We start from the raw sequence: 14,070 nt of genomic DNA, 5'->3' as shown, positions 1-14,070 counted from the left end.
AAAGAAATTAAAAATTAAAACAATTATATATGAACACTTTAACAGGTACAAAAGAGTTTTTTACAGGTATCGACAAAATTCAGTTTGAAGGAAAAGAGAGCAGAAATCCATTAGCTTTCAGATATTATGATGCGGAAAGAATTGTCATGGGAAAACCTATGAAAGACTGGACACGTTTTGCAATGGCTTGGTGGCATACTTTGTGCGCCAACGGGAGCGATCCATTTGGTGGACCTACAATTCATCATCCTTGGGATATCGGGAATGATGCGGTAACAAGAGCAATGCATAAAATGGATGCAGGTTTTGAATTTATGTCTAAAATGGGATTCAATTACTATTGCTTCCATGATATCGATTTGGTAGATCCTGCTAACAATTGGAAAGAGTATGAAAAAAATCTTCAGGTGATTGTAGATTATGCAAAACAAAAGCAACAGGAAACCGGAATTAAGCTTTTATGGGGAACTGCAAATGTTTTCACGCATGAAAGATACATGAACGGAGCTTCTACCAATCCAAATTTTGATGTTGTGGCTTGTGCAGGAACTCAGGTTAAAAATTCTATCGATGCAACGATCGCGCTTGGAGGTGAAAATTATGTTTTCTGGGGTGGTAGAGAAGGGTATATGAGCCTTCTAAACACTGATATGAAGCGTGAAAAAGATCATTTGGCGCGTTTTCTTTCAATGTCAAGAGACTATGCTCGTCAGCAAGGTTTTAAAGGAACTTTCTTAATTGAACCAAAACCAATGGAGCCTACAAAACACCAATATGATTATGATTCTGAAACGGTAATCGGTTTCTTAAGACATTACGGATTAGATAAAGATTTTAAATTAAATATTGAAGTGAACCATGCAACTTTAGCGGGTCACACTTTCGAGCATGAGCTTCAGGCTGCTGTAGATGCAGGACTTTTAGGAAGTATTGATGCGAACAGGGGAGATTACCAGAATGGTTGGGATACAGATCAGTTCCCGGTAGATTATTATGACATGGTTCAGGCTTGGTTGGTACTTCTTCCAGCGGGTGGTTTAGGAAATGGTGGCGTAAATTTCGATGCTAAAATTAGAAGAAACTCTACTGATCCTGAAGATTTGTTCATCTCTCATATTTCAGGAATGGATGTTTTTGCAAAAGGTCTTTTGGCTGCTGCAGATATTCTTGAAAACTCTAATTATTCAAAATTAAGAACAGACCGTTATGCTTCTTTCGATAATGGTAACGGAAAAGCTTTTGAGGAAGGAAATCTTACGCTTGAAGATCTTCAAAGAATCGCCCATGAAATTGGAGAGCCTCAACCAAAAAGCGGAAAACAGGAATTGTTTGAAGCTATTGTGAATATGTATATCTAATAAAAAATAAAAAGGCTGTTAAACACTAAGGATTTTTTATAAATCATAATTATTACTGGCCTTTTTATTCAACCCTAATATTTAAAAATAATAATTATGAGCCGATTTAATTTTGGTAGTAACAAGGCTGCATTGTTTTTTGCGATGGCTTTGTTACCTTCAGGCATAGTTTATTCCCAGACAAAAAAAGATACTGTAGAGAAGGAGAAGAAGATTGAGGAGGTTGTTTTAATTGGATATGGGAAGCAGAGAAAAGAAGCGGTAACAGGATCTGTAGCTTCTGTAAAAGGAGATGTGGTGAGAGAAGTTCCTTCTGCAAACGTGAGTCAAGCATTACAAGGAAGAGTTGCCGGAGTTGATATTGCACAGACCTCCAGTAAACCTGGAGCAGCGATGCAAATTAGAATTAGAGGAACAAGATCTCTTACCGCTGATAACAATCCTTTAATTGTATTAGATGGTATTCCTTTCCCAGGATCTATTACAGATATAAGTCCTAATGATATCCAGAGTCTAGATATTTTAAAAGATGCTTCTGCAACAGCAATTTATGGGTCAAGAGGTGCGAACGGAGTCATTTTGATTACTTCTAAAACTGGTAGAAAACGTCAGAAAGCCACATTTAGTTATAATACCTACACAGGTTTATCTACTGTGTTTTCTAAATATCCGATGATGAGTTCTGAAAAGTTTATTAAACTTCGTCAGGATGCAGGAATGTTTACACAGTATGGAATTGATGAATCTAATGATGTGAATACGGACTGGCAGGATTTATTATATAAGAATGGGATTATTACCAATCATGATATTGGAATTTCCGGAGGAACAGAGAAGAGCTCTTACAATTTTGGATTTAGTTATTATAACGAAAAATCTGTATTGCCGGCACAAGGATTCGAAAGATTTAATCTTAGAGGAAGTTTGGATCAGGATTTAGGAAGCTATTTCCGTATTGGAATGACTACTAATAATGCCTATTCTGTGAATACAGGAAATAATTTGGCGTTATATAATACTTTAAGCGCAACTCCTATTGCTAACCCATACAATGCTGATGGTACATTAAAAGAAAGGATTGTAATGTCTGCTGATACTCAGTATGTATATACTCGAGAGGGGGTTAAAAATTTAGGAGATGCTTGGGTAGATAAATCTTTGGCTTTTAGCTCTTACAATAATTTCTTTGGAGAGTTTAAATTTCCGTGGATTAAAGGATTGACGTTTAGAACAAATGTAGGTTTAAACTTAAAGTCATCAAATTCAGGACAGTATGTAGGTGAAGGGGTGTTTAGTTCAGAGGCTAATACAGCATCTACTGCTACTGTAAGTAATTCTTGGATGACACATTGGGTAAACGAGAATATTTTAACGTATGACAGGACTTTTGAAGGAAAACATAAGGTAAATGTAGTTGCTTTACAATCACAGGAGCAAACCAATTATCATGCTTCAAGTATTACTGCGCTGGATATACCTGCAGATGCTTTCCAGTTTTATAATTTAGGATTGGCGGAAGGAGAAGTTAAAATTGATCCTGCAAAACAAACTTATTACAAAAAAGGACTAAGGTCATGGATGGGGCGTGTTATGTATGATTTCGATAACCGCTACATGTTTACTGCTACAGTAAGAGGAGATGGGTCTTCCGTATTGGCTCCTGGACACAAATGGAATATTTATAATGCTTTCTCTCTAGGTTGGAATATTGCCAATGAATCTTTCTTAAAAGATTCTAAATATGTAAACACCTTAAAACTTCGTTTAGGGTACGGTGAAACCTCAAATCAGGCTGTATCTCCATATCAAACGTTAGGACAATTGTCTACAAGTCCTTATAACTTTGGGGGAGATTATGCTTTAGGATATTATACGTCTTTATTACCAAACTCTAATTTGGGATGGGAGTTTTCTGAAACATGGAACTACGGTTTAGATTTTGGGTTCTTCAACAATAGATTGACGGGTACTTTCGAATATTATAAAACTGATACCAAAGATTTATTACAATATGTACAGTTACCAGCAACTTCCGGAGCGAATAGCTATTTAGGGAATGTAGGATCTACTCAAAATAAGGGATTCGAATTATCACTTAATGGTTCTATTCTTAATAATAGAAATGGGTTTTCTTGGGATTTAGGTTTCAATCTTTATTCTAATAAAAATAAAATTACTTCTCTTGCATCAGGTGCAACAAGAGATGAATCTAACTGGTGGTTTGTAGGGCATTCCATAAACTCTATTTATGATTACCAGTATGTTGGCCTTTGGCAGCAAGGAGATCCTTATCTTCAGCAGTATGAACCTGGTGGAAATGTGGGAATGATTAAAGTTTTATATACTGGCGGATATAATGCAGACGGCTCACCGGTAAGAGCAATTAATGCATCAGACAGGCAGATCATGAATGCAGATCCTGACTTCCAAGGAGGATTTAATACTCGTGTAGCGTATAAAAATTGGGATCTTAGTATTGTAGGAGCATTTAAGAGCGGAGGTATTCTAATTAGTACATTATATGGTAATTCAAGTTATTTAAATATGATGAATGGTCGTAGAAATAACGTAGATGTAGATTATTGGACTCCGGAAAATACAGATGCTTATTATCCGAAACCGGGAGGAATCGAAAGTAGTAACAATCCTAAGTATGGCAGTACTTTAGCATACTTTGATGCTTCCTATGTAAAATTAAGAACGATTACTATTGGATATAACTTTACTCAGGAATTTTTCAAAAAAGCAGGAATTTCTAAACTAAGAGTGTATGCAACAGTTACAAATCCATTTGTAATCTATTCACCATATCATAAGCAAACGGGTATGGATCCTGAAACAAACTCATATGGTAACGAAAACCAGGCAGTTTCAGATGTTTATAAAAGTAGATTCTTAACGATCGGAACCAATACACCATCTTTAAGAAATTATATGCTCGGTTTAAATTTAACATTCTAAAATTCAGTTCATGAAAAAATTAAGAATATTAGCAAATGTTGCTATAGTTGCTTTGACGATGTCAAGCTGCTCAGATCTTTTAGAAGAAACGCCGCGTACTAGCTTTACGCCAGAATATTATAATACTGCAGACGGAATCAATAGTGGAATTGTATCATTATATGCAGATATGCGCTATATTTATGGAAATGGATATTGGTTGAATGCATGTGAAACAGGTACCGATGAATATACATACGGTCATGGTGCAGATGCCAATTATAAAGATCTTGACTTAACCGGTGTCGGTCAGGTGACACCTTCCAGCAGCAGATCCGATGTATTATGGAATAATGTATTTAGAAATATCAATACAACAAATGGTATTTTAGAAAAAGGTCCTGGAATTGGGGTCGCTAGTAGTCTATTGGCAGAAGCAAGCTTTTTCAGAGGGTTTGATTATTTTAATCTTGTTCAGACATTTGGAGGTGTACCTTTAGATCTAGGCTCAGGAGAGTTAGTATATAATATTACTCCGTCCAGATTATCAAAAAGAAATACAGTATCGGAAGTGTATACAAAAGCAATATTTCCTGATCTTTTAAAAGCAATATCAGATTTGCCTACTTCTCCTAGGTTAACAGGTACTGTAACTAAAACTACAGCGAGATTATTTTTGGCAAAAGCATATCTTTCATACGGTTGGTGGTTACAAAACCCCAATAATATACCTACCTATCCAGAAGTTGCCAGAGTTGATCCCAATGGTCATGATGCGCAATGGTATTTTCAGCAGGCTTATAATGTAGCACTTGAAGGAATCAATAACCCCGGAAGTTATTCTTTACAATCTACTTACTATGATGTAAATCTGGGAAGTAAAGATAGAAATAGCGAAATGATGTTATATGCGGATCATACAGAATCTAGTGAGTATTATGATGGTTCTAGCCATTCTTATAATACAGGTTCTTCTCCTGGAAATTTTGCAGCTTGGATGGTAACTTGGGATTATACATTCTTGGAAAGTTCTCAAAATGCACAATGGACGGGAACAAGTGCCAGATCTGTACAGAGAGAAGCAGCACAAGCATATGGAAGACCGTGGAAATGTATGGCTCCTCCAATCGAAGTATTTAAAAATACTTTTGCTGATAAAACATTAGACTCTAGATATGATGGAACATTTGCATATGTTTTACGAGGAAACTGGAATAAAGCCGGGCTTACCAATCAAACACTCTATAATGCAAATGGTTTACCTGTAAAACAAGGAGATGCAATTCTTACTTTCTTGGATGAAGAACCAGCTACGGCAATTGATTATTCAAACACGACTTACAAAAGCAATGTAGGAGCAGGAGTATTGCCGGGTAGAGCAGACTATGTTGTTTCTCCAAACGGGATCAGTAGATATATGTGGCCAAACCTTTGGAAGATTGGGACTTACAGAACAGATAACGGAACCGGACTTGGACAGCCCAATGGAGGAATTACCCGTCCTTTCCCGATTGCGAAATTCTCAGAACTTTATTTTGTAGCTGCTGAAGCTGCTGTAAAAGGAGCAAGCGGAGCAATGTCGGCAAGAGACCTTATTAATGTAATCAGAGCAAGAGCAGGGAAATGGAGATGGAGCAACAACGGAAATGTTGTTAAAACAGAAGATAACAGTGCTGCTATGATTGCTGCAACGCCTTCTACAATCACTATTGATTACATTCTTCAGGAAAGATCAAGAGAATACTTCGGAGAAGGATTAAGATGGCACGATTTGGTAAGAACGCAGAAATGGGGAGATGTAGCAAAAACATATTCGATTTCAGGAACTGCAGTAGGAGCTCATACTCCGCAAACGTATACAAGAACAATTCCGAATTATTTATATCTGAGACCTATTCCGCAAAGCCAGATGGAAAGGTTGGATTTAAGTGGAGCAGAATTGGCAGCCTACCAAAATCCGGGATATTAAAAATAACACTTATATTTTCACATTCATATTTAAGAAACAAAGTGGGAGATTCGGCCCTCCTGCTTTGTTTTAATTTAAAATTTAAAAAAAGTTATGGAAAAAGCATGGCGTTGGTTTGGTAAAAAAGACAAGATTCAGTTGAATATGCTTCGTCAGATCGGGGTGGAAGGGATTGTTTCAGCACTTCACGATGTTCCGAATGGAGAAATTTGGTCTTTAGAAGCCATCAATGAATATAAAAACTATATCGAAAGTCACGGATTACGATGGTCGGTTGTGGAAAGCCTTCCCGTAAGTGAAGCGATCAAATATGGCGGTGAAAACAGAGATCAATTAATTGAAAATTATATAAAAAGTCTTGAAAATTTAGGAAAAGCAGGAGTAACAACGGTTTGTTACAACTTTATGCCGGTGCTAGACTGGGCAAGAACGGATCTTTTCCATCCTTGGGAAGATGGTTCTTCATCATTATTTTTCGATAAAGCAAAATTTGCCTATTTCGAAATCCATATTCTTCAGAGAGAAGGTGCGGAAAAAGATTATACTTCAGAAATTTTATCCAAAGTTGAGGCTTTGAACGAAACGATGACGGAATCAGATAAGAACGATCTTATTGATTCCATTATTGTGAAGACTCAGGGTTTTGTGAATGGTAATATTAAAGAAGGAGATCAGAATCCTGTCGCTATTTTCAGAAGTTTATTGGCTTTGTATGATGGGATTGATAAAAATAAGCTTCGTGAAAATATGAAATATTTCCTGAAAAAGATAATGCCTGTCTGCGAGGAATGGAACATCCAAATGTGTGTACATCCCGACGATCCGCCGTTTGCATTGCTTGGATTACCAAGAATTGTAACCAACGAAGAAGATATCGATTGGATATTACAGGCAGTAGATAATTCCCATAACGGCTTAACTTTTTGTACAGGTTCGTTAAGTGCTAATTTGGATAATGATGTTCCAAAATTGGCTCAAAAATTCGCATCGCGAACAAAATTTGTACACCTGAGAAGCACGGAAGTTTTTGATAACGGAGATTTTATCGAAGCTGATCATTTGAAAGGTCGAGGAAAATTAATCGATGTAATCCGTGTTTTTGAAACAGAAAACCCAACGCTTCCTATGCGTCCGGATCACGGAAGATTATTGTCCGATGAGGTGGATAAAGGTTATAATCCTGGTTATTCTTTTTTGGGAAGGATGTTGGCGTTGGGGCAGCTTGATGGTGTTATGGCGACCATTCAAAACGAATTGTCCAAAAATCTTTAGCAAACAGAACCTGAAAGGTTCAAAACTAATAGCCGTAGGTGAAACCTATGGAAAACAGAATACGATTTTCAACGAACCCGATAGGGTTCAATATTATTTAATTATTATTTCATAACAATGAACGAAATATTCAGCATAAAAGATAAAGTAGCGGTGATTACCGGAGCTTCCGGTGTTTTAGGAGGAAGTTTGGCGAAGAGTTTTTTACAGGCCGGAGCAAAAGTGGTGGCTTTGGGAAGAAATCAGGAAACTTTGGATGCCCGTGTTAAAGAACTGACAGAATCTGGCGGTGATGCATTTGCTGTGGAAGCTAATGTAATGAACATTGAAAGTTTAGAAGCAGCTTCCCAAAAAATCATTGAAAAATACGGTAAAATCGACATTCTGTTAAATATCGCGGGCGGAAATATTCCCACAGCAACCTTATCTCCTGACCAATCTTTTTTCGATATGAATATGAACGGATGGGATGAGGTGACCGATCTCAACATCAATGGGACTGTTTATCCAAGCTATGTTTTCGGAAAAGTGATGGCAGAAAACGGGAGCGGAAGTATTGTCAACATTTCTTCAATGGCAGCTTATTCAGCGATTACAAGAGTGGCAGGATATTCTGCCGCAAAATCTGCAATTACTAATTTTACCCAATGGTTGGCTTCAGATTTAGCTTTGAAATATGGAGATAAAATCCGTGTAAATGCCATTGCTCCGGGATTTTTTATAGGAGATCAGAACCGGGCAATTTTATTGAATCCGGATGGCTCATTAACGGACAGAAGCAAAAAGGTGATCGCAAAAACTCCGATGGGACGTTTCGGTGATGCAGAAGAACTCAACGGTGCAGTACAGTTCCTTTGTTCGGATGCAGCAAGCTTCATTACAGGTGCTTTGCTTCCGATTGACGGAGGTTTCAGTGCTTTTAGTGGTGTTTAAAAAAGGTACAATCAATTTTATATAGTTAGCGAACGAGGTCATTCATTTTTTTGCTTGACTTGGCCTTGTTTTTTTTCAGGTTTGAATTAAATCTATTTCACTTATTTCAACGTAAAAATGAAAGATTATCTAGAAATAAGTGATTTTAAATGTAAACTAAATTTTCTTTATTTATAATCGTAAAATACTATGAGAAATCATTTTACAAAATCTTTCTTGGCAGCGGCTGTCTTATTTTTATCCGAAAATAATTCGGCTCAGGTTTTCTCAGATTTTACCTATAAAGGAAACGATAAAATATACACGGAGAATCCCCTCAAAGAAGATGAATTCTATTCTCCGATTTTACAGGGATGTTATCCGGATCCCAGTATTACCAGAAAAGGAAATGATTACTATCTGGTAAATTCTTCGTTTTCAATGTTTCCTGGTGTTCCGATTTTTCATTCTACTGATTTAGTAAACTGGAAACAGATGGGTCATGTATTGGACAGACCATCACAATTGAAAGTGGAAACAGCGGGAGTTTCCGAAGGAATTTATGCTCCCGATATTAAATATAACAAATACAACGATACGTTCTATATGATTACCACACAGATTGCCAGTGGAATCGGAAATATGGTTGTAAAGACAAAAGATCCCAAAAAAGGGTGGAGCGAAGTTCAGAAACTGAATTTTGACGGAATTGATCCCTCTATCTATTTCGATGATGACGGAAAAGCATACATTGTTCACAATGATGCTCCACCAAAAGGAACCGAACAGTACAGCGGTCACAGAGTAATTAAAATTTGGGAATATGATCTGCAAAAAGATCAGGTGGTTGCAGGTTCAGATAAAATTATTGTCAATGGGGGAGTAGATATTACTCAAAAACCGATCTGGATTGAAGGACCACATTTATACAAGAAAAACGGAAAATATTACCTCATGTGTGCAGAAGGAGGGACAGGAGGCAATCACAGTGAAGTTATCTTTATGAGTGACAGTCCGAAAGGTCCTTTTATTCCGGCAGGGAACAATCCTATTTTGACCCAGAGATATTTTCCTAAAGACCGAAAAGACAAAGTGGATTGGGCAGGTCATGCTGACCTGGTAGAAACTCCCGATGGGAAATATTACGGAGTTTTCTTAGCCGTTCGTCCCAATGAAAAAAGCCGTGTGAATACAGGCAGGGAAACCTTTATTCTTCCCGTTGACTGGAGCGGAACGTATCCTGTTTTTCAGAATGGTTTGGTTCCGATGAAGCCAAAATTAAAAATGCCGGATGGTGTTAAAAATCTTACCCAACAAAACGGTTATTTTCCCAATGGAAATTTCACTTTTACAGATCCTTTAAAAAACGCTTCGCTGGATGATCGTTGGATTGCCATGAGAGCGCCTAAAGAAAACTTTATTTCTTTAACTAAAAATGGAGTGAAGATCAATCCTTTTTCTACAAACATTAAGGCAAAAGCTCCTGTGTCGGTTTTATTTCACAGGCAGCAACATGCCTCTTTTGAAACAACGGTAAGTTTAGATTTCAAACCAAAATCAGAAAAAGAGTTAGCGGGAATTACTTGTTATCAGAATGAAAAATTCAACTATGTCTTTGGAATTACGAAAAAAGACAAAGATTTCTACATCGTGCTGGAAAGAACTGAAAAAGGAAACTTAACCCTGATTTCAAGTGAAAAAATCTCATTATTAAAAAATATACAGCTTCAGGTTGTTGCCAGTGGAGATGATTATCAGTTCAATTATTCATTGGATGGGAAAAACTTTACCAATCTTGGAGGTCATGTTTCCGGAGATATTTTATCAACGGATGTTGCAGGCGGTTTTACAGGAAGCCTGATTGGATTGTATGCAACCTCTTCAAATGATATTAAATTATAATAATTCAGAAAATCAGATGCTATGAATTCTTTATCAAAGTCAATAACAATGCTGGTTTTAATTCTGTTCTTCGGAATTAAGATTCAATCTGCGCAGCCGTTTATTATGTTGGAAAAAAGTTCAGACGTAATGGTTGTGAAAGAAAAATCTACCCAGCTTTCTATTTTTTTTGATAAAACAGCGGATAAAGGAATTATAAGAGCGATTCACAATCTTCAGACTGATTTTCAGAAAATAACAGGAAGTTCTCCCCATTTTTTAAATCAAGTTTCGACTTCTCAATCTCCGTTAATGATTATCGGAACAATCGGAACAAATTCTGTAATTGATGAATTGATCAAAAAGAAAAAAATCAACGAAAAAGACTTAAAAGGTAAAAAAGAAAAATTTATTATTCAGAATATAAAAGATTTCAACGGAATCTCTGAGGCAATCGTAATTGCAGGAAGTGACAAACGCGGAACGATCTACGGAATCTACGAATTTTCAAAACAAATAGGTGTTTCTCCGTGGAATTATTGGGCAGATGTTCCGGTAAAAAAATCTGAAAACCTTTATTTTAAAAAAGGAATTTATACCGATGGAGAACCGGCTGTAGAATACCGTGGAATCTTTTTAAACGATGAAGAACCTTCGTTGGGAAGCTGGGCAAGAGCAACTTTCGGAGGAATTAATGCTCAGTTTTACGAAAAGGTTTTTGAACTGATTTTAAGATTAAAAGGAAACTATTTATGGCCTGCAATGTGGGGAAAAGCATTCTATGACGATGATCCTCAAAACGGAGTTTTAGCCGATGAAATGGGAATTATTATGGGAACTTCTCATCACGAACCTATGGCTTTAGCACAAACAGATTGGCATCGCTATATTAAAAAGAATAATGTGCCGAATATCTGGGATTACTCTAAAAATTCTGAAGTTCTTCAACAGTTCTGGAAATCAGGGATTGAAAGAAGTAAAAACTGGGAAAAGCTGGTTACAGTGGGGATGCGCGGAGACGGTGACGAAGCAATGGGAGATAAAACCAATATTGCTTTGCTGGAGAAAATTGTAAATGACCAAAGGAAAATCATAGAAAAAACGACGGGAAAAAAAGCGGGAAAAACACCGCAGGTTTGGGCGCTGTATAAAGAAGTTCAGGACTATTATGATGAAGGAATGAGAGTTCCTGATGATGTTATTTTGCTTTTTTGTGATGATAATTGGGGAAATGTCCGCAAGCTTCCCGATCTGTCAAAACCTTTACACAAAGGAGGATACGGAATGTATTATCATTTTGATTACGTAGGCGGACCCAGAAATTCTAAATGGATCAATATAAGCCCGATTCAGAGAGTTTGGGAACAGATGAATCTGACCTATGAACATGGGGCAGACAAAGTTTGGGTGGTTAATGTAGGCGATTTGAAACCAATGGAATTTCCTACCAGTTTTTTCTTAGATATGGCCTGGAACCCGAAACAGTTTAATGCCGGAAATCTTATCGAGTATACAGAAAAATGGGCTTCTGAACAATTTGGAGCTCAATATTCCAAAGAGATTGCAAGAATGATCAATCTCTATGCAAAATACAATAGAAGAGTGACCCCGGAAACATTAGACTGGAAAACATACAGCCTTGAAAATTACAATGAATTTGAAACCGTGGTCAATGATTACCAAAAATTGGCTCTTGATGCAAACAGGCTTTATAACGAAATTCCTCAGGAATATAAAGATGCCTATTTTCAATTGGTTTTATATCCGATCGATGCGTGTAGCAATTTGTATGAAATGTATTTTAACGTTGCTAAAAATAAACAGCTCGCTTCCGGAAAAGACGTAAAAGCAAATGAATTTGCGGATAAAGTAAAGAAGAATTTCGATTATGATACTTTTCTTCAACATCAATATAATAACGAAATTTCCGGAGGGAAATGGCAGCATATGATGGATCAGACCAGAATTGGATATGAAAACTGGCAGCAGCCTGAAAAAGATAAAATGCCTGAAGTCATCTATATTTCGAAAGAAGAAAGTACAAAAAATAAGATATTTAAAGAGAGGAACGGTTATATTTCCATGGAAGCTGAACACTTTTCCCGCAAAAATCAAACAGAGAAGATTGAATGGAAAGTTATTCCTGATTTTGGGAAAACGCTATCCGGAATTACAACTTTTCCACAAAATATTTCTCCCAAAGAAAATGAAAATGTTTTTGTTGAATATGATGTAGATTTTTCTTCTACAGGAACTTTTGAAGTCCAGTTGTTATTAGCCCCGACTCTTAATTTTAACAGCAACAAAGGACTTCGTTATGAAATCTCTTTTGACGGCGAAAAGCCACAGATAGTAAACTTCAACGGAAATTATCGCGGAGAATTAGGACAATGGCAGTCGGAGCACATTATAAAATCAATAACAAAACATACCATCATGAAACCGGGAAAACATACGTTGCGTTTCCGTGTATTAGATTCCGGAATTGTTTTAGAAAAAATTCTCATTGATACAGGAGGTTTAAAGCCCTCTTATCTTGGAGCTCCAGAAAGTGATTTTGAACAATAATTTACCCTTAATAGTATAATATAAAAGAAACCCAACAATGAGAACGATTCAGATTTCAGATTTTGGAATAACGAAAAATGGCGATGAAATCAAGAAATACACACTCATCAATAAAAACGGAATGCAGGCAGAAATCATCAATTATGGAGGAATTGTCACTTCTCTTACTGCTCCGGATAGAAATGGAAAATACGAAGATGTTGTATTAGGCTTTACAAAACCTGAAAACTACTTCAATGATAACGGATATTTTTTCGGTGCATTGATCGGGAGATATGCCAACCGAATTGCTCATGCAGAGTTCAGTCTTGAAGGTGAAGTTTTCACTGTTGATAAGAATGACAATTCCAATTGCCTTCACGGAGGACGAAATGGCTTTCATACCCAAATTTGGAATGTAGAACCTATTGAAAATAATGAATTTTCTGCATTAAAGCTTACTCATACAAGTGAAGACGGAGAAAGCGGATTTCCCGGAAAATTATTGGTGACAGTGATCTACACTCTTACAGATGACGATACTTTGGAAATTTTTTATGAAGCAACGACTGATAAAACGACCGTGATTAACCTCACTCATCATTCTTATTTTAATCTTTCAGGAGATTTTACTAAGACGATTGTTGACCATGAAGTACAGATCAATGCAGATCAGTTTTTACCCATTAATGATGTGTCAGTTCCAACGGGAGAAAAGAGAATGGTAAAAGAAACCCCTTTCGATTTTACCACTTTTAAGAAAATAGGGAAAGATATTGATGAAAAGGATGCTCAATTGGAAAAAGCAAACGGATATGATCATAACTGGATATTGAACGGAGAAGGCTTGAGAACGATAGCTAAAGTATATCATTCGAAAACAGGAAGAGCTATGGAAGTCATTTCTGATCAGCCGGGTGTTCAGTTCTATTCAGGGAATTTTTTGGACGGAAAATATGAGACGAAAACAGGCGGGAAAAATGCTTCAAGAACAGGATTTTGTTTAGAAACACAACATTATCCGGACACTCCGAATCAATCCTCATTTCCTTCGACAGAATTAAAGCCAGGAGAAAAATATCAGTCTCAGACGATCTATAAATTTTCTGTAAGAAATGATGAGGAAGATTAAGTTTCTTCTAATAACTGTTTAAATTTCTAAGAACACAAGAAATATAGCTTGTAAGTGAA

The 14,070-nt window shown here is 36.7% G+C and carries 8 protein-coding genes; all 8 read left to right on the top strand.

Annotated features, from left to right (window positions below; all coding sequences use genetic code 11):
- Positions 1–29 precede the first annotated feature (29 nt).
- The 8 genes from xylA (at position 30) to RM51_RS04570 (ending at position 14,011) form a co-directional block, all read left to right on the top strand.
- Entirely contained in the window at positions 30–1,358 is a 1,329-nt protein-coding gene (xylA, locus tag RM51_RS04605) for a xylose isomerase (protein WP_039365617.1), read from the top strand.
- A 96-nt stretch (positions 1,359–1,454) separates the two neighbouring features.
- Positions 1,455–4,319 (top strand): SusC/RagA family TonB-linked outer membrane protein, encoded by a 2,865-nt coding sequence (locus RM51_RS04600; protein ID WP_039365615.1) that lies wholly within the window; start codon positions 1,455–1,457, stop codon positions 4,317–4,319.
- Positions 4,320–4,329: 10 nt separating this feature from the next.
- Positions 4,330–6,267: a RagB/SusD family nutrient uptake outer membrane protein gene (locus RM51_RS04595; protein WP_039365613.1), complete on the top strand. Its 1,938-nt coding sequence runs from the start codon at positions 4,330–4,332 to the stop codon at positions 6,265–6,267.
- 93 nt (positions 6,268–6,360) lie between these two features.
- Positions 6,361–7,539 (top strand): mannonate dehydratase, encoded by a 1,179-nt coding sequence (uxuA, locus tag RM51_RS04590; RefSeq protein WP_039365611.1) that lies wholly within the window; start codon positions 6,361–6,363, stop codon positions 7,537–7,539.
- Between the two features lie 117 nt (positions 7,540–7,656).
- Positions 7,657–8,472 carry an SDR family oxidoreductase gene (locus RM51_RS04585; RefSeq protein ID WP_039365609.1) on the top strand — a complete coding sequence of 272 codons (816 nt, stop codon included), beginning with the start codon at positions 7,657–7,659 and terminating at the stop codon, positions 8,470–8,472.
- A 189-nt stretch (positions 8,473–8,661) separates the two neighbouring features.
- Positions 8,662–10,353, top strand: a complete 1,692-nt coding sequence (locus RM51_RS04580) for a glycoside hydrolase family 43 protein (RefSeq protein WP_039365607.1) — start codon at positions 8,662–8,664, stop codon at positions 10,351–10,353.
- A gap of 21 nt (positions 10,354–10,374) precedes the next feature.
- Positions 10,375–12,900 (top strand): glycosyl hydrolase 115 family protein, encoded by a 2,526-nt coding sequence (locus tag RM51_RS04575; RefSeq protein WP_039365605.1) that lies wholly within the window; start codon positions 10,375–10,377, stop codon positions 12,898–12,900.
- 37 nt (positions 12,901–12,937) lie between these two features.
- Complete coding sequence (locus tag RM51_RS04570) at positions 12,938–14,011, top strand: aldose epimerase family protein (protein ID WP_039365602.1); 1,074 nt, start codon at positions 12,938–12,940, stop codon at positions 14,009–14,011.
- The last annotated feature ends 59 nt before the right edge of the window (positions 14,012–14,070 follow it).

It is taken from the genome of Chryseobacterium taiwanense (genome assembly GCF_000813825.1).
In the GTDB taxonomy this organism is placed as follows: Bacteria; Bacteroidota; Bacteroidia; order Flavobacteriales; family Weeksellaceae; genus Chryseobacterium; species Chryseobacterium taiwanense.
The sequence above is the reverse complement of the archived record's forward strand: the minus strand, read 5'-3'. Positions and strand labels throughout refer to the sequence as shown.

What these genes read in the sequence shown, in the direction of transcription:
- RM51_RS04580 (WP_039365607.1), top strand. Translation starts at nt 8,662, where the DNA reads ATGAGAAATCATTTTACAAAATCTTTCTTGGCAGCGGCTGTCTTATTT.
- RM51_RS04600 (WP_039365615.1), top strand. Translation starts at nt 1,455, where the DNA reads ATGAGCCGATTTAATTTTGGTAGTAACAAGGCTGCATTGTTTTTTGCG.
- RM51_RS04575 (WP_039365605.1), top strand. Translation starts at nt 10,375, where the DNA reads ATGAATTCTTTATCAAAGTCAATAACAATGCTGGTTTTAATTCTGTTC.
- uxuA (WP_039365611.1), top strand. Translation starts at nt 6,361, where the DNA reads ATGGAAAAAGCATGGCGTTGGTTTGGTAAAAAAGACAAGATTCAGTTG.
- RM51_RS04595 (WP_039365613.1), top strand. Translation starts at nt 4,330, where the DNA reads ATGAAAAAATTAAGAATATTAGCAAATGTTGCTATAGTTGCTTTGACG.
- RM51_RS04570 (WP_039365602.1), top strand. Translation starts at nt 12,938, where the DNA reads ATGAGAACGATTCAGATTTCAGATTTTGGAATAACGAAAAATGGCGAT.
- RM51_RS04585 (WP_039365609.1), top strand. Translation starts at nt 7,657, where the DNA reads ATGAACGAAATATTCAGCATAAAAGATAAAGTAGCGGTGATTACCGGA.
- xylA (WP_039365617.1), top strand. Translation starts at nt 30, where the DNA reads ATGAACACTTTAACAGGTACAAAAGAGTTTTTTACAGGTATCGACAAA.